Annotated in this window: 18 protein-coding genes; 6 read left to right on the forward strand and 12 right to left on the reverse strand. The window is 63.3% G+C overall.

Annotation, left to right across the window (positions count from 1 at the left end; translation table 11 throughout):
- Both BEK68_RS07805 and aceE read right to left on the reverse strand, forming a co-directional pair.
- Positions 1-254 (reverse strand): biotin/lipoyl-containing protein (locus tag BEK68_RS07805; RefSeq protein WP_283159863.1); only part of this gene is annotated, 254 nt, incomplete at its 3' end.
- A 152-nt stretch (positions 255-406) separates the two neighbouring features.
- Positions 407-3,097 carry a pyruvate dehydrogenase (acetyl-transferring), homodimeric type gene (gene aceE / locus BEK68_RS07810; RefSeq protein WP_004635948.1) on the reverse strand — a complete coding sequence of 897 codons (2,691 nt, stop codon included), beginning with the start codon at positions 3,095-3,097 and terminating at the stop codon, positions 407-409.
- 313 nt (positions 3,098-3,410) lie between these two features.
- Here aceE and BEK68_RS07815 point away from each other — a divergent pair, with 313 nt between their 5' ends.
- From BEK68_RS07815 to hpaR, 6 genes are all read left to right on the forward strand, one after another.
- Positions 3,411-5,987, forward strand: coding sequence for a PAS domain-containing sensor histidine kinase (locus tag BEK68_RS07815; RefSeq protein WP_012435904.1), 2,577 nt, complete (start codon positions 3,411-3,413; stop codon positions 5,985-5,987).
- A gap of 40 nt (positions 5,988-6,027) precedes the next feature.
- On the forward strand, positions 6,028-6,663 hold the full coding sequence (locus tag BEK68_RS07820; protein ID WP_004635952.1) for a response regulator transcription factor: 636 nt from the start codon (positions 6,028-6,030) through the stop codon (positions 6,661-6,663).
- Between the two features lie 95 nt (positions 6,664-6,758).
- Positions 6,759-7,628, forward strand: coding sequence for a bifunctional methylenetetrahydrofolate dehydrogenase/methenyltetrahydrofolate cyclohydrolase FolD (folD, locus tag BEK68_RS07825; RefSeq protein WP_004635954.1), 870 nt, complete (start codon positions 6,759-6,761; stop codon positions 7,626-7,628).
- 94 nt (positions 7,629-7,722) lie between these two features.
- Positions 7,723-9,837, forward strand: coding sequence for a M3 family metallopeptidase (locus BEK68_RS07830; protein ID WP_012435905.1), 2,115 nt, complete (start codon positions 7,723-7,725; stop codon positions 9,835-9,837).
- Positions 9,838-9,987: 150 nt separating this feature from the next.
- A complete protein-coding gene (gene xth, locus BEK68_RS07835; protein WP_004635959.1) occupies positions 9,988-10,797 on the forward strand; it encodes an exodeoxyribonuclease III in 810 nt (269 codons plus the stop codon).
- Positions 10,798-10,809: 12 nt separating this feature from the next.
- Positions 10,810-11,274: a homoprotocatechuate degradation operon regulator HpaR gene (gene hpaR / locus BEK68_RS07840; RefSeq protein ID WP_004635961.1), complete on the forward strand. Its 465-nt coding sequence runs from the start codon at positions 10,810-10,812 to the stop codon at positions 11,272-11,274.
- 6 nt (positions 11,275-11,280) lie between these two features.
- Here the strand turns inward: hpaR and hpaI are convergent, their stop codons facing one another.
- The 10 genes from hpaI to dinB form a co-directional block, all read right to left on the reverse strand.
- The gene (hpaI, locus tag BEK68_RS07845; protein ID WP_012435906.1) at positions 11,281-12,087 is read right to left on the reverse strand and encodes a 4-hydroxy-2-oxoheptanedioate aldolase; all 807 of its coding nucleotides are present in this window, start codon (positions 12,085-12,087) and stop codon (positions 11,281-11,283) included.
- A 29-nt stretch (positions 12,088-12,116) separates the two neighbouring features.
- The gene (gene hpaH / locus BEK68_RS07850; RefSeq protein WP_012435907.1) at positions 12,117-12,920 is read right to left on the reverse strand and encodes a 2-oxo-hept-4-ene-1,7-dioate hydratase; all 804 of its coding nucleotides are present in this window, start codon (positions 12,918-12,920) and stop codon (positions 12,117-12,119) included.
- 3 nt (positions 12,921-12,923) lie between these two features.
- Positions 12,924-13,313, reverse strand: coding sequence for a 5-carboxymethyl-2-hydroxymuconate Delta-isomerase (locus BEK68_RS07855; protein WP_012435908.1), 390 nt, complete (start codon positions 13,311-13,313; stop codon positions 12,924-12,926).
- Between the two features lie 10 nt (positions 13,314-13,323).
- Positions 13,324-14,193: a 3,4-dihydroxyphenylacetate 2,3-dioxygenase gene (gene hpaD, locus BEK68_RS07860; RefSeq protein WP_012435909.1), complete on the reverse strand. Its 870-nt coding sequence runs from the start codon at positions 14,191-14,193 to the stop codon at positions 13,324-13,326.
- A gap of 41 nt (positions 14,194-14,234) precedes the next feature.
- Positions 14,235-15,716 (reverse strand): 5-carboxymethyl-2-hydroxymuconate semialdehyde dehydrogenase, encoded by a 1,482-nt coding sequence (hpaE, locus tag BEK68_RS07865; protein WP_012435910.1) that lies wholly within the window; start codon positions 15,714-15,716, stop codon positions 14,235-14,237.
- On the reverse strand, positions 15,713-16,483 hold the full coding sequence (locus BEK68_RS07870; RefSeq protein WP_012435911.1) for a fumarylacetoacetate hydrolase family protein: 771 nt from the start codon (positions 16,481-16,483) through the stop codon (positions 15,713-15,715). The genes hpaE and BEK68_RS07870 overlap by 4 nt, the downstream gene beginning before the upstream one ends.
- Complete coding sequence (locus tag BEK68_RS07875) at positions 16,480-17,232, reverse strand: fumarylacetoacetate hydrolase family protein (protein ID WP_012435912.1); 753 nt, start codon at positions 17,230-17,232, stop codon at positions 16,480-16,482. Before BEK68_RS07875 ends, BEK68_RS07870 begins: the two co-directional genes overlap by 4 nt.
- Before the next feature lie 187 nt (positions 17,233-17,419).
- Positions 17,420-17,710 carry a DUF1488 family protein gene (locus tag BEK68_RS07880; RefSeq protein ID WP_004635971.1) on the reverse strand — a complete coding sequence of 97 codons (291 nt, stop codon included), beginning with the start codon at positions 17,708-17,710 and terminating at the stop codon, positions 17,420-17,422.
- Between the two features lie 530 nt (positions 17,711-18,240).
- Positions 18,241-19,671, reverse strand: coding sequence for an amino acid permease (locus BEK68_RS07885; RefSeq protein WP_004635973.1), 1,431 nt, complete (start codon positions 19,669-19,671; stop codon positions 18,241-18,243).
- A gap of 189 nt (positions 19,672-19,860) precedes the next feature.
- Entirely contained in the window at positions 19,861-20,934 is a 1,074-nt protein-coding gene (dinB, locus tag BEK68_RS07890) for a DNA polymerase IV (RefSeq protein ID WP_012435913.1), read from the reverse strand.
- Positions 20,935-21,036 lie beyond the last annotated feature (102 nt).

Here is a 21,036-nt window from a genome sequence, read left to right on the forward strand (position 1 = left end):
GCGGCAGCAGCGCCCTGCTCTTCGAGCAACAGCACCAGCGAGCCTTCCGACACGGTGTCACCCACCTTGATCTTCACTTCCTTGACGACGCCGCTCTTGGGCGAGGGCACGTCCATGGTCGCCTTGTCCGATTCCAGCGTAACCAGCGAATCTTCGGCGTTGACGGTATCGCCCGCCTTGACCAGCACTTCGATCACCGGGACGTCTTTGTAGTCGCCGATGTCCGGCACCTTGATTTCTACGACTTGACTCATTCTTCTGTCTCCAGAGGGTCTGGCGGCGAGAGCATCCGGCGGCGGACACGCGGTGCCCGCAGGCTACCGCATCGTGCAGGCAAATGCACGTTGCGGAAAGTCTGTCAGGGCGGTGCCCAGCCGGAACGCAACCCGCGCGCCCGGCGGCTCCGTTATACGGTCATCGGGTTGGGCTTGTTCGGATCGAGGTTGTACTTCTTCAGTGCCTCGGCCACCTTCTCGCGCGGCAGCACGCCTTCATCGGCGAGCGCCTTGAGCGACGCAACCGTCACCCAGTAGCGATCCACCTCGAAGAAGTGACGCAGCTTCTCGCGGGTATCCGAGCGGCCGAAGCCGTCGGTGCCCAGCACCACATAGCGACGCGGCACGAAGGCGCGGATCTGCTCGGCGAAAGTACGGACGTAGTCGGTCGAAGCGATGACCGGACCGCGTGCGTTCTTGAGGAGCTTCTCGACGTGCGACTCGCGTTGCGGTGCCGTCGGGTTGAGCAGGTTCCAGCGCGCGATGGCGTTGCCTTCACGGGCCAGCTCGGTAAAGCTCGGGCAGCCCCACAGGTCGGATTCCACGCCCCAGTCCTTCTTGAGCAGCTCGGCGGCGGCGATCACCTCGCGGAAGATCGTGCCCGAACCCAGCAGTTGCACGCGCGGTGCGTTGCTGTTTTCGACGCCCTTCTTGAACTGGTACATCCCCTTGATGATGTCCGCCTCGACACCCGCCGGCATTTCCGGGTGCTCGTAGTTTTCGTTCATCACCGTCAGGTAGTAATAGACGTCTTCCTGCTCGACATACATGCGACGCAGGCCGTCTTGCATCACCACCGCCAGTTCGTACTGGAAGGTCGGGTCATACGAGATGCAGTTCGGGATGGCAGCGTGGTACACGTGCGAGTGGCCGTCTTCGTGCTGCAGGCCTTCGCCGTTCAGCGTGGTACGGCCAGCTGTGCCGCCCAGCAGGAAGCCGCGCGAGCGCATGTCGCCGGCGGCCCAGCAGAGGTCGCCGATACGCTGGATGCCGAACATCGAGTAGTAGATGTAGAACGGGATCATCGCCACGCCATGCGTCGAATACGACGTAGCGGCCGCGATCCAGTCGCACATGGCACCGGCTTCGTTGATGCCTTCCTGCAGCACCTGACCCGTCTGCGATTCCTTGTAGAACATCAGTTGGTCGTGATCCTGCGGCACGTACTTCTGGCCTTCCTGGTTCCAGATACCCACCTGGCGGAACAGACCTTCCATGCCGAACGTACGCGACTCATCGGGCACGATGGGCACAACATGCTTACCGATGTTCTTGTCCTTCAGCAGGATGTTCAGAATGCGCACAAAGGCCATCGTCGTGGACACTTCGCGGCCTTCACCGGTGGCTTTGAGCAACGCGTCGAACGCAGCCAGCGCGGGAATCTGCAGCGCGTCGGCCTTCTGGCGACGGGCCGGCAGGTAGCCGCCCAGGTCCATACGGGCCTTGCGCATGTATTCGAGTTCCTTCGAGCCTTCTTCGAACTTGACGTACGGCACGTGCTCGAGCTGGTCGTCGGCAACCGGAATGTTGAAGCGATCACGCAGCTTGCGGATGGCGTCCACCGGCATCTTCTTCTGCTGGTGGGCGATGTTCATCGCTTCGCCGGCCTCACCCATGCCATAGCCCTTGATGGTCTTGGCGAGAATGACGGTCGGCTGACCCTTGTGGTTGGTCGCCGACTGGAATGCCGCGTAGATCTTGTGCGGATCATGGCCGCCACGGTTCAGCGCCCAGATGTCGTCGTCGGACCAATCGGCCACCATGGCCTTGAGTTCCGGCGTGTTGAAGAAGAACTCGCGCACATAAGCGCCGCTCTTCGATTTGAAGGTCTGGTACTCGCCGTCGACGCATTCCATCATGCGGCTCATCAGCAGGCCCTTCGTGTCGCGGGCAAGCAGCTGATCCCAGCGGCTGCCCCAGATGACCTTGATGACGTTCCAGCCTGCGCCGCGGAATTCCGATTCCAGCTCCTGGATGATCTTGCCGTTGCCGCGCACCGGACCATCCAGGCGCTGCAGGTTGCAGTTGATCACGAAGACGAGGTTGTCCAGCTTTTCACGGCCGGCCATGCCAATCGCTCCCAGCGATTCCGGCTCGTCGGTTTCGCCGTCGCCCAGGAACGCCCAGACCTTGCGGTTTTCCCAGTTCTGGATCAGGCCGCGGCTGGCCAGGTACTTGGTAAAGCGCGCCTGGTAGATCGCCATGATCGGGCCCAGGCCCATCGACACGGTCGGGAATTGCCAGAAATCCGGCATCAGCCACGGGTGCGGGTACGACGAGATGCCCTTGCCGTCGACTTCCTGGCGGAAGCTGTCGAGTTGCTCCTCGCTTAGACGGCCCAGCAGGAATGCGCGCGAGTACACGCCCGGCGCCGAGTGCCCCTGCACGAAAACCATGTCGCCGCCGTGCTTGTCCGACGGGGCGTGCCAGAAGTGGTTGTAGCCGACGTCATACAGCGTGGCCGCCGAAGCGAACGACGAGATATGCCCGCCGACGTTGGTGTCCTTGTTCGCGCGCAGCACCATCGCCATGGCGTTCCAGCGCGTATACGAACGGATGCGATGCTCGATTTCCTGGTTGCCAGGAATGCGGTCCTGGTTCTCGACCGGGATCGTATTGATATAGGGGGTTTCTGCGTGCAGCGGAGACGTCACGCCGTTGATGCGCGCGTACTCGATCTGCTTGTCGAGGAGGAATGCCGCGCGCTGCGGGCCTTCCGCGCCGATGACGCCTTGCAGCGCCTCCAGCCATTCCTTGGTTTCCTGGGGATCAACGTCGCTGGCGCTCGTGGCACCCAGGACTTGTTCTGGTACGGCCGACATGGCGGTCTCCTTGGTAGCAGTAACGGTAGTTGCGTCTCTTGTGAGGCGCCCACTGGCACGCGCGTTCACACGCACGCAAGGGCCACCCCGACTTTTGCGCTGATTCTATGGGCACCCGCAAACGCAGCACAAGCGGAATTTTCAAATTGCGATATGGTTTTTTATAATGTGGAATATTGCCGCGACGCAAAACAAATCACCTTTGACATTGCAGCGCAGCATTTTCCGAGCGAACAAGACACCTCACCAAGCGGTTTCCCCAAGCGACCCGCAGGTTGATTGCCGTTACACTTAGTTTTGCGCAGTTGCACAGATGTCCACTCCTTTACCTCCGCAGAATTCCGGCGTTCGTCCGCCCATCATGCTTGCCCCCTCCCACGCTTCGCAGGACCCGGCCGCCAAGTCCGAGCCGTCAACGCCTGCGGCGCCTGCGCCCATTTCCGTGAACGCGTCCGAACAGCCGTCGGACGAGGCCGTTCGCCCGAACATGCCCCGCCGCCTGTGGCTGACCCGCCTGGGCCGGCTGTGGACGACCAACTGGTTCATGTTCATCCCGCTGGTGGCAATCGTCCTGTTTGCTGGCGCGATGATTTTCATCCTGTATCAATTGCACGCCACGGAGGTGCAGCAGCAGCGCGACGCCCTCTACCGCGATGCCGCCTGGGCCGAGCAGAAGGTTCGCCTGTCCCTGCAGAGCAACCAGGATCAGGTGGCCGCCCTGGCACGCGACATCGGTGCTGCGCAGCTTGACCCGAGCGCCTATCGCGATGCCGCCCGCCAGCTCCTGCGCGAGAACCCGGAGCTTGTCTTCATCAACTGGCTGGATGCCACGCGCCGCCCGCGCTGGGCGTTCCCGTCCACCTCCGAATTCACGGCGCGCGTGCGCGAAACACGCGACCATCCGCTCGAACCCGAAATCCAATCTGCCTACGATGCCGCGCGTGAAACGCAGCGTGCCGTCTATTCGCGCCCCATCCAGAACGAGCGCGGCGAGAGCTTCATGCTGATGGAAGTCCCGATCGTGCGCGACAACGAATTCCTCGGCACGGTGGGCGCCATGTATTCGGTCACGGGCATCCTCACGCAACTGCTGCCGGGCGAGTTGACAGACCGCTACCGCTTCTCGCTGGTCGACAAGAACAACGTGGTCCGCGCAAGCACGTCGTTGCGGCCGGTGCCCAAGGCGGCGGCGTCGTACGAGGTGCTGCTCGACCCACCGGGACATTCGCTCTCGCTGCGGGCCGAGGCGTATCCCGCTCCGTCCAACCTGCCCAACAACATGCTGATGTGGCTGGTGGCCGGCCTGTCGTGCTTCGTGATCTGGAGCCTCTGGAGCGTGTGGCGCCACACCAGCCGCCGCTCTGAAGCGCAGCGCGCGTTGCTGGCGGAAACGTCGTTCCGCCGCGCTATGGAAAACTCCATGGTGATCGGCATGCGTTCGCTCGACCTCAACGGCCGCATCACCTACGTGAACCCGGCGTTCTGCCGCATGATCGGCTGGACGGAAGCCGAGCTGGTCGGGCGCATGCCGCCCTTCCCGTATTGGCCGCCCAATGAGATCGGCGAGATGCAGAAGCACATCGAGCTGACCTTGCGTGGCAAGGCGCCCGCCAACGGCATGGAATTGCGCATGATGCGCCGCGACGGTACGAGCTTCTATGCGCGGATGTACGTCTCGCCGCTGATCGATGCGCGCGGCCGGCACACGGGGTGGATGAGTTCCATCACGGACATTACTGAGCCCAAACGCGCCCGTGAAGACTTGGCCGCCGCGCACGACCGCTTCACCACGGTGCTGGAGAGCCTGGATGCGGCCGTGTCCGTGCTCTCGACCGACAAGGCGGAGCTGCTGTTCGCCAACCGCTACTACCGCCAGCTTTTCGGCTGGGAGGCGTTCGGCCACCTGCAGCTCTCCGGCAACGACGTCAACACGGAAGACGTTTCCAGCGATGCACTCGACCTGGTGGACGCCTACGCCGGCCTGCCCGCGTCCGAGTTGACACCGCACGCGGCAGATGCGCGCGAAATCTATGTGCCATCGATGCAGAAGTGGTTTGAAGTGCGGCGCCGCTACATCCAGTGGGTCGACGGCCACCTCGCACAGATGCAGATCGCCACCGACATCACCGTGCGCAAGGCCGCCGAAGAGATGACGCGCCAGCACGAAGAGCGCCTGCAGTTCACCAGCCGCCTGACGACGATGGGCGAGATGGCCTCATCGCTGGCGCACGAGCTGAACCAGCCGCTGGCTGCCATCAACAACTACTGCATGGGCGCCGTCGGCCGCCTGAAGAGCGGACGCAGCACGCCGGAAGAGCTGATCCCGGTGCTTGAGAAGACCTCCGCCCAGGCCGTGCGTGCCGGCACCATCATCCAGCGCATCCGCGGCTTCGTGAAACGCAGCCAGCCGCAGCGGCGCGAATCCGACCTGCGCGAGATCGTTGCCGACGCCGTGGGTCTGGCCGAACTCGAAGCCACGCGGCGCGGCATCACCATTCTCACGCGCCTGCCAGGCGACTTGCCGCATCTGTATGTCGATCCGGTGCTCATCGAGCAGGTGCTCGTCAATCTGCTCAAGAACGCCGCCGAAGCCATGGCCGCCCACCCGCGCCTGCGCGCCGCCAGCGTGCTGCGCCTGCACGCCAACCTGATCAACGACCCGGAAAATTCCGTGCTGATCGAGGTGATCGACCAGGGCCCGGGCGTGGACGACAGCACTAAGGAGCGGCTGTTCGAGCCGTTCTTCAGTACAAAATCCGACGGCATGGGTATGGGACTGAATATCTGCCGCTCCATCATAGAATCCCACCTCGGCAGGCTCTGGGTAGAAAACAACGCCGATGGCATCGGCTGTACGTTTAAAATCATCTTGCCGCTGAATCCGCTGTAAATCGTTTTTAAAACATAGAACGTAGACCGAGGACTCCTCCATGAGCACAACGCCCGCCGCAGTTGCGCCGCGCAACGAAACCGTGTTCGTCGTCGATGACGATGAAGCCATGCGTGACTCGTTGACGTGGCTGCTCGAAGGCAACGGCTACACCGTCCGCACCTACCGCAGCGCAGAAGAATTCCTGGTCGACGACAAGCGCGGCGAAGGCGTCGGCTGCCTGATCCTTGACGTGCGCATGCAAGGCATGAGCGGCCCCGAGCTGCAAGACCGCCTGTTGGCAGAGAACAACCGCATGCCGATCGTCTTCGTCACGGGCCACGGCGACGTGCCGTTGGCCGTGTCGACCATGAAGAAAGGCGCGGTCGACTTCATTGAAAAGCCGTTCGACGAATCCGAACTGCGCGAGCTGGTGGAACGCATGCTCAGCAAGGCGCGCAGCGAAGACTCGGTCGCCCGCGAGCAAAAGGCCGCCAAGGACCTGCTCGGCCGCCTGACCACACGCGAGCAGCAAGTGCTGGAGCGCATCGTCGCCGGCCGCCTGAACAAGCAGATCGCCGACGATCTGGGCATTTCCATCAAGACGGTGGAAGCACACCGCGCCAACATCATGGAAAAGCTCAACGTGAATACGGTGGCAGACCTGCTGCGCCTGGCCCTGTCGCGCAACGCCTGATTCGGCTGCAGGAAAAACCAAGCGATCATCCGGGCGGCCGGAAGGGAGGCGGCGATTTATAATCGCGGTTTGCCCTCTCCCTCCTCCGCCCAGCCATGACCGCCCAACTCATTGACGGCAACGCGCTTGCCAAACAACTCCGCGCCGAGGCCGCACAGCGCGCCGCCGCCCTGACCGCGCGCGGCCACCAGCCCGGCCTCGCCGTCATCCTCGTCGGCGAAGACCCGGCCAGCCAGGTCTACGTGCGCAACAAGATCAAGGCCTGCGAAGACAACGGCTTTCTGTCCAGCTTCGACCGCTACCCCGCCGACCTGTCCGAAGCCGACTTGCTCGGCCGCATCGACGCCCTGAACCGCGACCCGCGCATCCACGGCATCCTGGTCCAGCTGCCGCTGCCCAAGCACATCGACAGCCACAAGGTGCTCGAAGCCATCGCGCCCGAGAAAGACGTGGACGGTTTCCACGTGGCCAATGCCGGCGCCCTGATGACCGGCGCCCCGCTGTTCCGCCCGTGCACGCCGTACGGCTGCATGAAGATGCTGGAATCGATCAACTACCCGGTGCGCGGCGCCAATGCGGTGGTGGTCGGCGCCTCGAACATCGTCGGCAAACCGATGGCGATGCTGCTGCTGCAATCCGGCGCCACCATCACGATCTGCAACAGCAAGACGCGTGACCTTGCCGCCCACACGCGTGAGGCCGACATCATCGTGGCCGCCGTCGGGCGCCGCAACATCATTACCGCCGACATGGTCAAGCCGGGCGCGGTCGTCATCGACGTGGGCATGAACCGCGACGACGCCGGCAAGCTGTGCGGCGACGTCGACTTTGCCGGCGTCAAGGAAGTCGCCGGCTACATCACGCCGGTGCCGGGCGGTGTCGGCCCGATGACGATCACCATGCTGCTGATCAACACCCTGGAAGCCGCCGAGCGCGCTGCTGAAGGAGCCGCGCTGGCGGCGTAAGCTTCACCCTGATCCAGTTGGAAACGGAAAAAGCGTCCCCACCTGTTGGATCGGACGCTTTTTTTGTCCCCCGAGTTTCTCTACCGAGCCCGCCATGACCGACATTTCGCCCAAGGTTGCCACTCCGGCCAACAATCCGCTGCTCGATTTTTCTGGTCTGCCGCGCTTCGCGGACATCCGCCCGGAACACATCACGCCGGCCGTCGACGTGCTGCTCGAGCGTGCCGCATCCGCGGTGGCGCAGGTCAAGGACCCCGCCACGCCTGTCAGCTGGAACACCGTCGTGACCGCACTGGAAGAGGCCACCGAGCCACTGGGCCGCGCCTGGGGCATCGTCAGCCACCTGAGCGCCGTCGCCGACACGCCAGAGCTGCGCGAAGCCCATGCCGCCAATCTGCCGCGCGTGACCGAATTCTGGTCGGGCCTCGGCCAGGATCTGGAGCTGTTCGAGAAGTACAAGGCGATTGCCGACAGCGCGGAATACGCCACGCTGTCGCCCGCGCGCAAGAAGCTGCTTGAGAACGAACTGCGCGGTTTCCGCCTGGGCGGCGCGGAGCTGCCCGAAGACCAGAAGCCGCGCTTTGCCGCCATTCAGGAACAGCAGGCGCAACTGACCAAGGCCTTCAGCGATCACGTCCTGGATGCGACCAACGCCTACGCTCTCGTCATCGACGACGAAGCCCGCCTCGCCGGCTTGCCCGACGACGCCAAGCAGGCTGCGCAGGAAGCTGCACGCCGCGACAACCCTGATGCGACGGGCTGGAAGTTCTCGCTGCACTTCCCGTCGTATTTCCCGGTGCTGCAATACGCGGATGACCGCGCGCTGCGCCGCACGCTGTACGAAGCCAACGTCACGCGTGCGTCCGAACTGGGCGCGCAGTACGGCGGCGGCAAGGCCGAGTGGGACAACACCGCCAACATGGCCGAGCAGCTCACGCTGCGCACCGAAGAAGCGCACATGCTGGGCTATCGCAATTTTGGCGAAGTGTCCCTCGTGCCCAAGATGGCCGATTCGCCCGAAGACGTGCTGCGCTTCCTAGGTGAACTGGCCGACCGCGCCCGTCCGTTTGCCGAGAAGGATTGGGAAGAGCTCCAGGCCTTCGCCAAGACCACGCTCGGCATCGACAAGCTCGAACCGTGGGACATGGCCTACGCGTCGGAAAAGCTGCGCGAGGCACGCTACGCATTCTCCGAGCAGGAGGTGAAGCAGTACTTCCCGGAACCGGCCGTGCTGGATGGCCTGTTCAATGTCGTGCAGACGCTGTTCTCGGTGAAGATCCGGCCAGAGGCAGCGGCGGTGTGGCACCCCGACGTACGCTTCTTCCGGGTCGAATCGCCCCAGGGTGAGCTGCTCGCACAGTTCTACGTCGACCTGTACGCGCGCGAAGGCAAGCGTGGCGGTGCATGGATGGACGACGCGCGCGGCCGCAAGCTGCTGGGCGATGCGGGTGTGCAAACCCCCGTGGCTTACCTCACCTGCAACTTCTCCGGCCCGGTCGGCAACAAGCCCGCGCTGTTCACCCACGACGAGGTCATCACGCTCTTCCACGAGTTCGGCCACGGCCTGCACCACATGCTCACGCAGGTGGATGAGCTGGGCGTATCGGGCATCAACGGCGTTGAATGGGATGCGGTGGAGCTGCCGTCGCAGTTCATGGAGAACTTCTGCTGGGAATGGGAAGTGCTCTCGCGCATGACCCGCCATGTGAATTCCGGCGAACCGCTGCCGCGCAAGCTGTACGACAGCATGCTGGCCGCGAAGAACTTCCAGAACGGCATGGCGACGCTGCGCCAGATCGTGTTCTCGACGTTCGACATGCACCTGCACACGGACTTCGACCCGAAGGGCGCGACGTCGGTGCTGGAGCTATCGCGCCAGATCAACAATCGCTTCCACGTGGTACCGCAGGCCGAGTTGTCGCGCTGGCCGAACACGTTCAGCCACATCTTTGCGGGCGGCTATGCGGCGGGCTACTACAGCTACAAGTGGGCCGAGGTGCTGTCCGCCGATGCCTATGCGGCGTTCGAAGAGGCCAGTAAGCTGGGCGGCTCGGTGCTCGATGCGGAAACCGGGGCACGCTATCGCCGTGAAGTACTGGCCGTTGGTGGCAGCCGCCCGGCCATCGAATCGTTCACGGCTTTCCGCGGCCGCGCTCCCAGCATCGACGCACTGCTGCGCCATGGCGGCATGATGGCGGAAGCCGCGTAACGGCCTGCTCGGCCAGCCGTGACAACGCCGCTTCGCGCCTCGTACCGAAGCGGCGTTTTCATTCGGGCCCGCAGCGCTTGATGGCACAATATCGCACCCCTGGACGGCGCCAAAGTGCGCGCCGTCGCCATTTGCAAGGACCGAGCCCTCATGCGTGTCGCCACCTGGAACGTCAACTCTTTGAAGGTCCGCCTACCGCACGTGCTGCAGTGGCTGGCTGAGCGCGAAGCCGACGCCACGCCCATCGACCTGCTCTGCCTCCAAGAGCTCAAGCTGCCCGATGACCGCTATCCGCTCGCCGAACTGGACGCAGCGGGCTATACGTCGTTGTTCACAGGCCAGAAGACCTACAACGGCGTTGCCATCCTCTCGCGCAAGGCCTCTGTGCCAGAAGGCCGCGATGTGGTGAAGAACATCCCGGGCTTTGCCGACGAGCAGCAGCGCATCGTAGCCGCCACGTATGACGTGGACGGTGGCCCGGTCCGCGTGATTTCTGCCTACATCCCAAATGGACAAGCACTCGATTCCGACAAATTCGTCTACAAGCTGCGCTGGCTGGAGGCACTGCAGGCATGGCTGACGAGCGAGTTGGCGGCAAACCCACGCCTGATGCTGCTGGGCGATTTCAACATCGCTCCCGAAGATCGCGACGTGCACGACCCGAAAAAGTGGGAAGGCCAGAACCTGGTGTCTCCGGAGGAGCGGGCGGCGTTTCGAGCGATGCAAGGCGCCGGGCTGGTCGATGCCTTCCGCATGTTCGAGCAGGAAGACAAGCTGTTCTCGTGGTGGGATTACCGCATGTTCGGCTTCAAGCGCAACGCCGGCCTGCGGATCGACCACATCATGCTGTCGCCTGAACTCGCCAAGCTGTGCGAGTCGTGCCATATCGACCGCGTGCCACGCACGTGGGAGCAGCCTTCGGACCACACACCCGTGGTCGCCGCCCTGCGCCGCGCATAAGGAGTGCCCGGCATGGCTTCCGCCTTCAAGCACCGCAATCTTCCGCATCTCCTGCTGCGCGCGCGTGAGACCTTCATGGCGCGCTTTCGGCCGATCCTGCGCGAGCATGGCATCACCGAACAGCAATGGCGCGTGTTGCGTACGCTCAACGATACCGGCGACATGGAGCCCAACCAACTCGCCGATGCATGCCTGATCCTGAGCCCAAGCCTGACGCGCATGCTGGCGGCGATGGAACAATCCGAGATGATCGTGCGGACGAAGTCGTCGGTGGACCAGCGCCGGCAGGTGATTTCACTCACGCCTAAGAGCCGCCAGTTCCTGGCCGACGTGGAACCGCAGGTGGATGCCGAGTACGCGCGCATTGAGGCGCAGCTGGGCCGCGCGCGGCTGGACGCGCTCTACGCCGCCATCGATGAGTCGATCCACGTCATGGAAACGCGCACGCCGATGGGGCGCTTCACTGGCGACGCGTAACACCCGTCAATACACGCTGCCGGCCGGCTGCGGCTTGGCACCGCCCTCTTCCTTGAATGCCTGCGCCAGCTGTTCGGCGCTGCGCGCCAGCAGGGTGACATCCGTCCCTACCGCAACAAAGGTCGCACCGAGCGACAGGTAGTGCTTCGCTTGCGCCTGATTCGCCGACAGAATGCCCGCCGCCTTGCCCGACGCGACGATGCGTTGAATCGCGCCGTCGATCGCCTGGCTGACTTCCGGATGCCCCGGCGCGCCGAGGTGCCCCATGGACGCCGCGAGATCGCCCGGGCCGATGAAGACGCCGTCCACGCCTTGCACAGCAAGAATCGCGTCGAGATGCTCCAGGCTCTCTGCAGTTTCGACCTGGACGAGCGTGCACATCTGCGCATCGGCCTGGTGGAGGTAATCGCCCACGCGGTTCCAGCGCGATGCGCGAGCCAACGCGCTGCCAACGCCGCGAACACCGTTGGGCGGATAGCGCATCGCTTCCACGGCGGCACGCGCTTCGTCGGCGTTCTGGACCATCGGCACCAGCAGGGTCTGCGCGCCGATATCCAGCAGGCGCTTGATCTCGACCGAATCGTTCCAGGCAGGCCGCACGATGGGATGCGAAGCATACGGCGCAACCGCCTGCAATTGCGCGAGCGTCGATTGCAGTTGGTTTGGCGCGTGCTCGTTGTCGATCAGCAGCCAGTCAAAGCCGGCGCCCGCGACGATCTCCGCCGGGTACGGATGCGTCATTGCCAGCCACAGGCCGATCTGCGGCCGGCGTTCGGCCAGCGCGCGCTTGAAGTTGTTCACCGGAAGTTGCATGGCGAGGCCATCCTTTGAGCGTTAGACGGTTAGGCGAAATGACAGGCGATGCTGCCAAGCGGACCGTAGTCGCAATGGAATGTATCACCGGGCCGAGCGGCCACCGGCCGCGTGAACGAGCCGCCAAGGATGACCTGCCCGGGCTCCAGCGCCACGCCGTGCGGCGCCAGCTTGTTGGCCAGCCAGACGACACCGTTGGCCGGGTGATTCAGCACGCCGGCCGCCACACCCGTCTCTTCGATGACGGCGTTGCGTGAAAAGATGGCGCTGACCCAGCGCAGATCCACATCGCGCATGCGGATGGGCCGGCCGCCCATCACGACGCCGGCATTGGCGGCGTTGTCGGCGATCGTGTCAAACACCTTGCGTGGACGCCCGCTGTCGGGATCGATCGATTGCGAGCGCGCGTCGATGATCTCCAGCGCGGGAATCACGTGATCCACCGCGTCATACACGTCGAACAGCGTCACCTCCGGCCCCTCCAGCTGCTTACCGAGCACGAAGGCGAGTTCCACTTCCACACGCGGCACGATGAAACGGCTGGCGGGGATCTCACTGCGCTCGGCAAAGAACATGTCGTCGAGCAGCGCACCGTAGTCCGGCTCGTCGATCTGTGACGACTGCTGCATCGCACGTGAGGTCAGTCCGATCTTGTGCCCCTTCAGGCGTCGCCCCTCTGCCTGCTTCATCGCGACCCATTCGCGCTGGATGGCGTAGGCGTCTTCGATGGTGATCTCGGGGTGGTCAAGCGAAACCTGGCGGATCTGCTTGCGATCGATCTCGGCCTGGTGCAAGCGGCGCGCGATGGTTTGGATGGTCGTGGTGTCGAGCATGCGTCAAGCCTTGCGAAAACGCGCGTGGATGTTGTTGTGCTTGTAGCTGCCGCCCTCGTCAAACTCGGTCAACTCCATCGACAGCGCCAGATAACGGCGCGCAAAGGCCTCGGCAAAATGTGCCTTGACTGCCTCGAACAGCGCGTCGCACGCGGCTTTCTTGACCTCGGGCGTACGGCCCGCTGCGATCTTGAGCGTGACATGGACGAAGGCGTCGTCCTCTTTTCCGTCGGCCACGCGGTAGTCGGTCAGCTTGATGGCGCGCGAACGGATCCCGCCGGTCGGAAACACACCGTTCTGCGCCATCAGCGTCTCGTTCATCGCCTGCAGCAATTGCGGGATGCGGGCGTCATCGCCCAGGTTGTCGGTGTATTCGACGATGACATGCGGCATGTCGATCTCCTCAGGCTTGAACTTGATCACGTCCGGGCAACGGAAAGATCGCGTTGATCTGGCCCGTGCCGGAACTGGCGAAATATTCGGTGACGATCTCGACCCCTTTGTCGTAGGCATCCCAACCAAGCAGGCCGAGCAGCATGGCGGTGTCGTGCATGCCGCCCTCGCCTTCACACAGCGATGCGTACTCGGGCAGCATCGCGCAGAAGGTCTTCCAGTCACCCTGCTTCCATAGCTCGACCACGCGCAAATCGACCTGCCTGAAGAACTCGCGGCTGATCTGGTGAATGGATTCTTCGGGGCTGCCGTTGTCGTTGAAACGGTGCGAGAGCGATCCGCTGGCGAGAAATGCGACGGTGCTGTCGCTGGCCTCGATGGCCTCGAGCAGCGCTGCGCCGAAGCGGTGGCTTTCTTCCAGTGTGTGCCACGCACACCACCCGGCAATCGACACGACCTTGAAGTGCTGTTCGCTGTTCATGTACCGCATCGGCACAAGCGTGCCGTATTCGAGTTCGAGGCTGTTGATCTCGTGCGCACGGGTGAACACGCCGCGCGCCGTTGCCGTCTCTGCAATCAATCGGCCCAGCGCCGGATTGCCGGGATACGCATATCGCATGTCCTTGATGAAATGCGGCAGCTCGTTGCTCGTATAGACGCCTTCGAAGCGCGCGTTGCAATTGACGTGGTAACCGGCGTTGACGAGCCAGTGCACGTCGGACACGACGATGGTGTCCACGCCCATATCGCGGCAACGCTGTCCGATGATGCGGTGGCCCTCGATGGCCGCCTCGCGGCAGCCATGATGCTTGCCCGGCAGCTCCGACAGGTACATCGACGGCACGTGGGTGATCTTCGCAGCCAAGGCCAGCTTGCCCATGGTGTCTCCTTCCGCCCTTGTTGTGGTGTGTCGGCCGCGCGTCAAACGCCCCAGCGCGGGATAGGGTGACTGCCCATTGAGATGCAGACGTTCTTGATTTCGGCAAACACCTCCAGACTGTACTCGCCGCCCTCACGCCCCGTGCCGGACGCTTTGACACCGCCGAAAGGCTGACGCAGGTCGCGCACGTTCTGGCTATTGACGAATACCATGCCGGCCTCGATACCGCGCGCCACGCGGTGCACCTTGCCGACGTCCTGCGTCCAGATGTACGAGGCCAGACCGTATTCCACGTCATTGGCCAGTTTCAGGCCATCGGCCTCATCCTTGAACGGGATCAGGCAAGCCACGGGGCCAAAGATTTCTTCCTGCGCCACCCGCATGCGGTTGTCGACGTTGGCCAGCACCGTGGGCGCCACGAAGTTGCCGTTCTGCAGGTGGCCGGGCAGGCCAGCGGGCTTCTCCGCGCCGCCGGCCAGAACCTTCGCGCCCTCCTGTTCGCCCAGACGGATGTAGCCCGTGACCTTCTCCCAATGTGCGCGCGTGATCATCGAGCCGACATGGGTTGTCTCATCCGCCGGGTCGCCCACCACAAGCCGCTTGGCACGTTCGGCAAACTTGCGTACGAAATCATCGTAGACGCTCTCTTGCACGAAGATGCGCGAGCCGGCCGTACATCGCTCACCGTTGATCGAGAAGATGGTGAACAGCGACGCATCCAGCGCGCGATCCAGGTCCGCATCGTCGAAGACCAGCACGGGCGATTTACCGCCCAGCTCCATCGAGAATTTCTTCAGGCCCGCACGCTCCATGATGCGCTTGCCGGTCGTCGTACCGCCGGTGAAGGACACCACCCGCACATCCGGATGACGCACCAGCGCATCGCCAGCCGTCGCGCCATAGCCTTGCACCACGTTCAGCACGCCCGGCGGAATGCCGGCTTCCAGCGCCAGACGGCCGAGTTGGTCCGCTGTCAGCGGCGACAACTCCGACATCTTGAGCACGGCCGTATTGCCCAGCGCCAGGCACGGTGCGACCTTCCACGTGGCGGTCATGAACGGCACGTTCCACGGCGAGATCAACGCGCAAACGCCCACCGGCTGATACAGCGTGTAGTTCAGCATCTGGTCATCGACCGGATACGTGTGACCGTTAACTTGCGTGCACACCTCGGCGAAGAAATGGAAGTTCTCGGAAGCGCGCGGAATGAGCTGCTTGCTCGTCTGCGCGATCGGCAGCCCGGTGTCCATCGTCTCTAGCGCGGCCAGGTGCGGCACGTTCTGCTCGATCAGCTCGCCCAGTCGGCGCATCAGCTTGGCGCGCTGCTTGGCTGGCGTGTTGGCCCAGGCCGGAAATGCCGCCTTGGCCGCCGCAACCGCCGCGTTGATCTCCGCCTCACCGCCCGATGCCACCTCGGTAATGGCCTCGCCCGTGGCCGGATTGGTCGTGACGAAACGCTCGACGCTGTCGACCTGGCGACCGTTGATCCAATGCTTGACAGGGTCCATGTTGACGCGACTCATGCGGGCTCCTTGTTCGATTCTTCGGCAACGATGGTGCTCACCAGCCTGCCGATGCCTTCAATTTCGGTGATGACTTCGTCGCCGGGTTGCGTGTCCGCCAAACCCTCGGGCGTGCCGGTCAGGATCATGTCGCCGGGGCTGAGCGTCATGAAACTCGAGAACCACGCGATCAACGCGGGAATGTCGAAGATCATGTCGCGCGTGCTGCCTTCTTGCGTGACACGGCCGTTGACGGTGGTGCGCAGCGCGAGGTGCATCGGATCGGGCACATCGTCACGGTCAACGAGCCATGGCCCGATGGGCGTACAGGTGTCGCGGCTTTTCACCCGCAGGTTCGGGCGGTAGTAGTTCTCGAGGTAGTCGCGGATAGCGTAATCGTTGGCCACCGTATATCCGGCCACGTAGTCATAGGCATGCTCGCGCGGCACATTGCGCGCGGTCTTGCCAATCACCATGACCAGCTCGCATTCGTAGTGCATGAACGTCACGCCATCCGGGCGTACGGTGCGGGCGCGATGGCCGATCAGCGTATTCGGCCCTTTCAGGAACGCGAGCGGCTCCTCGGGCGCCTTGAAGGCCAGTTCCTTGGCGTGGTCGGCATAGTTCAGGCCCAGTGCGAAAACCGTGCGCGGCTCGATCGGCGGCAACCAGACGACTTCGCTTTCATGCAAGACGCGGCCGTCGGCCAGTCGCAGGTGAGCGTCGTCGCCGGGCATGGCCGTGGCGTGATGGATCGCGCCGTCATAGGCAATACGCGCGTGTTTCATCGCGAAGCTTCCTGCGCGTGGCGAATCAACGCCGTCGTCAGCGTGCCAATGTGGGCGATGTCGATATCGATGCGATCACCGGCCCGCGCCAGCGGTGGATTCTCCGGCATGCCAACGAGCAGCACATCGCCAGATTCAAGCGTCATGAATGCCGTCACGTCGGCAAGCAGCTGCGCGATTGGCCGCACCAGCGTCGACGTATTTGCGCGCTGCTTGACCTCGCCGTTGATGCGCACGGTGATATCGAGTGCATCGGCGTTAGGAACATCGTCGCGGTCGACCATCCAGGGCCCCATCGGGCAAAAACCATCGCGGCACTTGTGGCGGATCGCCGGTCGGTAGTAGCTCGCATGCGGCACGGTCAGGTCGTTGACGATGGTGTAGCCGGCGATGAAATCCGCGGCGTGCTGCGCAGGCACACGCGTGGCAGTACAACTGATCGCCACGCCCAGGCAAGCTCCAGCCCAAACGCCATCGACGTCTGCCGGCAGCGCAACCTCGTGACCATGGCCGATACGCGTGTTGGCCGGCTTCAGATACAGGATGGGCGCCTTGGGCGGCGCTTGGTATGGCGGCGCAGACAGCGTGTCACTCAGCGCATCGAGTTCTCCGCGGTAGTTGAGCAAGGCCCCGACGACCGTGCCTTCGACTGGCGGCAGCCAGCGCCAAGAATCTGCGGGTTCCGTGGCAGACGCAAACAGGGTTTCCCGTACCCGGCCGTCCGGCAATGTCACTCTGGCTCGCCGCATTGCGCCTCCTCCTCTCTCATGTAATTAACATGTTAATAATCAAATCGGATTGCGTCCATGTCAAGTCAGGAAACTTCGGCGCAATGAAAAAGCCGGCCACGCGGACCGGCTTTTCAGGCGGCGGACGAAGTGTCCGCCATGCACAGGCATCGGACACGCCGATGTCTACACGAGCAATCGATCAGACTCAAGCCACGGCAATATGCGCGCGCTTGACCACGATCGGTTGCGGCAAATCTTCTAATCCATGAGATCGCTGCACGCCGTCAGCAATCAGCACGCGCGCGGCATCCTGGATCCGCTCTTGGCCAGCCTCGAAGGCTGCCTGAAGCGACAACACCTGGTCACCTTCCAGGCCTTCCCAAAGCGCCTCGCGCGTTGCCACGCAAGTCACCTTTTCACCGTCGACGAGTGCGTCGAACAGCAGGCCTTCGTTGTTGATGTCGTACGCCTCTTTCTTTTCGAACTTGATTTCCATCGTCAAAGCCCTCCGATTGCAATGGACAACAACGCACACGCTGTTGCGTGGAAACCGTGCGGGGGGGCCGGCAAGGTTTCGTCAGACATGTGTCTGACTGCACAGATCATTTTAACCACAGCTTGCAATGCACGTGCGAGCGTCATATGCGGCATCGCAGCCGTTAAGCCGTGGCTCGATGCCGCCATCCCAGGCGGCATCAGGCCTCGCGCGCCCCTCGTCGTAGCTATGCTTTTTTGTCAGGGTCGCGCATTGGCTCGTTTGAGCAAAGCGAGAGCCACATGCAAGGCGCGTGCCGGACGCGCAGCCACGGTGTGCTTGCTAATGCAACCACATAGTTTGCGACACGTTGATGTCAGCGCCAGATGCGTTGGAACCATCGCCCCAAAAAGCGCGGCGGTTGAACGCAATACATCGGCGTTGTAATAGTTGCGCGCCGACTGAGGGAAAAACCGCTCAGCCGGCGCCCTGAACGACAGTGTTCAGCCGCGTGGCAACCATGTCGTCAGGGAATGGACGCGCCTTCCTGATCAGTGCACCGTTTCGGAAACGGGTGCAGCGCCATGCTCCGACGTGTGCAGCAGCGAGCGGCGGCGCGCGTAGCCGAAGTACACCAGCAAGCCGATCGCGACCCACACCAAAAAGGCGATCCAGGTGACGGCCTGCAGGTGGCTCATCAGGAACAGGCACATGCCGATGGCCAGCAGCGGCACCACCGGCACGCCTGGGCAACGGAAGCCGCGATGAAGGTCTGGACGGGTACGGCGCAGCACCAGCACGGCAACGGCAATCAGCGAGAACGCTGCCAGCGTTCCGATGTTGATCAGCTCAGCCAACACGTTCAGCGGCACGAATGCGGCGATCACCGCGAAGACGATGCCGACCACCCAGGTGTTCAGGAACGGCGTCGCGTAGCGCGGATGAATGTGCGACAGGCGCTTGGGCAGCAGACCGTCGCGCGACATCGCGAAGATGATGCGAGTCTGGCCATACGCCATCACCAGGATCACCGTGGTCATGCCAATGATGGCGCCCAGATCAACAAAGCCTGCCACCCAGCTTTCGCCGGCCACTTGCAGCGCCAGCGACACGGGGTGATCCACGCCTGCAAACTTCGCGAACGGCACGATGCCCGTCATGATGGCGGCCACCAGTACATAGAGAATCGTGCAGACCGCCAGTGAACCGATGATGCCGATCGGCAAGTCGCGCTTGGGATTGCGCACCTCTTCGGCCGCGGACGTCACCGCATCGAAGCCGATGAAAGCGAAGAACACGATGGCCGCCGCGCCAAACACGCCTTCCATGCCGAACGGCATGAACGGCTGCCAGTTGGCCGGCTGCACATGGCGCACACCCACGACGATGAACAGCACCACCACCGTTACCTTGATCGCCACCATGATGTTGTTGGCACGCGCCGATTCGCGAATGCCAAACGACAGCAGCGTCGTGATCAGCAGCATGATCACCAGCGCCGGAAGGTTGAACAGTGTCTGCACGCCCGGGATTGCGCCCGGAGCGGCAGTGAGCGCCACCGGCAGATGAAGGCCGAAGCCCGACAGCAGCGACTGGAAATAGCCGGACCAACCCACCGAAACAGCAGATGTGGCCAAGCCATATTCGAGCATCAGATCCCAGCCGATGATCCAGGCGACCAGCTCGCCCATCGTGGCGTAGGCATACGTATAGATGGAGCCCGACACGGGAATGGTCGAGGCGAATTCGGCGTAGCACAGCGCGGCAAACCCGCATGCAAGCGCTGCGATGATGAAGGACAGCGTGAGCGCCGGCCCTGCCGTCAGCGCGCCGGTGCCGGTCAGCACGAAGATGCCGGTTCCGATGATGGCGCCGACACCCAGGAAGGTCAGGTCGAGGGGCCCGAGGACTTTCTTCAGGCCGGTGTCGCTGTGGCCCGTGCGGATCATGTGATCCACGTTTTTGGTACGAAACAAACTCATTACTGCGTCTCCTGTCTGCGTGCGGCCGAATGTGACGGCATGCACTGTCGCGCACGTTTGATGCGCGGCGGCGGATTATGCAAAAAAGCGAGCATTTTACCCGCAGGCGACATTCCGCCCTTCTATCGCCGTCGTGCAGACAGGAAAATAGGACAATTCGCACCCGATTGCCGGGTCGAGGGGGCAACCTCAGCTGGTGGCGGCCGGGTCTTCGGCAAACAGCGGTTGCTGGCGCGCGTGCGCGTCGGACTCGTACAAGCGCACGCCCACGCCGAGCAACCGCACGGGAATGCCGCGGCGCTCAAACCCCTGCGCCAGCAACTTGGAGAACACCGGCAAGGACACCTGGGGCGAGATGCACTCCACCGTCGTGCCACGAAAATCGGCAAAACGCAGCTTGACGTAGGTTTTGTGGATCATGTTGCCTGCGCGCGCACGCTCGACGCGGGCGGCAAGCTGCTCGACGAGGATGATCAGCTCACGCTGGCAGTCGTCGAGCGTGCGCAGATCGGTGGCGTACGTTTCTTCCACACTGACCGACTTGCGGATCTGCGAAGGTTGCACCTGCCGATGGTCGATGCCTCGGCAAAGGTCGTGGAGCCGGAAACCGAACACGCCGAAATGCTGCTGCAAGCGGTCGGTGCCCCAGGCGCGCAAGTCACCACAGGTTTCTGCGCCCAGGCGACGCAGCTTCGCAGCGGTCACCTTGCCCACCCCGAACAGGCGGTCCACCGGCAACTCCGCAACAAACGCGTCGATCTGCTCCGGCCGCACGACGAACAGGCCATCGGGCTTGTTCCAGTCGCTGGCAATCTTGGCGATGAACTTGTTGGGCGCAACGCCCGCCGATACGGTAATGCCGATCTCTTCGCGCACGCGGCGGCGGATGTCTTCTGCGATGCGGGTGCCGCTGCCGGCGAGCATCGGGCTGTCGGTCACATCCAGATATGCCTCGTCCAGCGAGAGCGGCTCCACCAGCGGCGTGTAGCTGTGATAGATGGCGAAGATCTGGCGCGCAACCTGGCGGTACTTCTCCATGGACGGCGGCACGATCAGCAAGTCCGGGCAGCGCTTGACGGCCTGCGCCATGGGCATCGCCGAATGAATGCCGAACTTGCGCGCTTCGTAGTTGCAAGTCGCGACCACGCCGCGCCGCTCCGGCCGTCCACCGACAGCCAGCGGCTTGCCAACGAGGCGCGGATCGTCGCGCATTTCGATGGCAGCGTAAAAACAGTCGCAGTCGCAGTGGATGATCTTTCGCACGGCACAAGGCCAGAACCGGCTGCAGGAAGCTGCGTCGGTGTCGGGCTTGCTCGTTCAGGAGGACCGCAAGCGTATCAGCTTCCGCCGGCTGCGCACGCAACG

The organism is Ralstonia pickettii (assembly GCF_001699815.1).
Taxonomy (GTDB): domain Bacteria; phylum Pseudomonadota; class Gammaproteobacteria; order Burkholderiales; family Burkholderiaceae; genus Ralstonia; species Ralstonia thomasii.

Coding starts and splice junctions, on each gene's coding strand:
- aceE (WP_004635948.1), bottom strand. CDS start 3,097: ATGTCGGCCGTACCAGAACAAGTCCTGGGTGCCACGAGCGCCAGCGAC.
- BEK68_RS07815 (WP_012435904.1), top strand. CDS start 3,411: ATGTCCACTCCTTTACCTCCGCAGAATTCCGGCGTTCGTCCGCCCATC.
- BEK68_RS07820 (WP_004635952.1), top strand. CDS start 6,028: ATGAGCACAACGCCCGCCGCAGTTGCGCCGCGCAACGAAACCGTGTTC.
- folD (WP_004635954.1), top strand. CDS start 6,759: ATGACCGCCCAACTCATTGACGGCAACGCGCTTGCCAAACAACTCCGC.
- BEK68_RS07830 (WP_012435905.1), top strand. CDS start 7,723: ATGACCGACATTTCGCCCAAGGTTGCCACTCCGGCCAACAATCCGCTG.
- xth (WP_004635959.1), top strand. CDS start 9,988: ATGCGTGTCGCCACCTGGAACGTCAACTCTTTGAAGGTCCGCCTACCG.
- hpaR (WP_004635961.1), top strand. CDS start 10,810: ATGGCTTCCGCCTTCAAGCACCGCAATCTTCCGCATCTCCTGCTGCGC.
- hpaI (WP_012435906.1), bottom strand. CDS start 12,087: ATGCAACTTCCGGTGAACAACTTCAAGCGCGCGCTGGCCGAACGCCGG.
- hpaH (WP_012435907.1), bottom strand. CDS start 12,920: ATGCTCGACACCACGACCATCCAAACCATCGCGCGCCGCTTGCACCAG.
- BEK68_RS07855 (WP_012435908.1), bottom strand. CDS start 13,313: ATGCCGCATGTCATCGTCGAATACACCGACAACCTGGGCGATGACGCC.
- hpaD (WP_012435909.1), bottom strand. CDS start 14,193: ATGGGCAAGCTGGCCTTGGCTGCGAAGATCACCCACGTGCCGTCGATG.
- hpaE (WP_012435910.1), bottom strand. CDS start 15,716: ATGAGTCGCGTCAACATGGACCCTGTCAAGCATTGGATCAACGGTCGC.
- BEK68_RS07870 (WP_012435911.1), bottom strand. CDS start 16,483: ATGAAACACGCGCGTATTGCCTATGACGGCGCGATCCATCACGCCACG.
- BEK68_RS07875 (WP_012435912.1), bottom strand. CDS start 17,232: ATGCGGCGAGCCAGAGTGACATTGCCGGACGGCCGGGTACGGGAAACC.
- BEK68_RS07880 (WP_004635971.1), bottom strand. CDS start 17,710: ATGGAAATCAAGTTCGAAAAGAAAGAGGCGTACGACATCAACAACGAA.
- BEK68_RS07885 (WP_004635973.1), bottom strand. CDS start 19,671: ATGAGTTTGTTTCGTACCAAAAACGTGGATCACATGATCCGCACGGGC.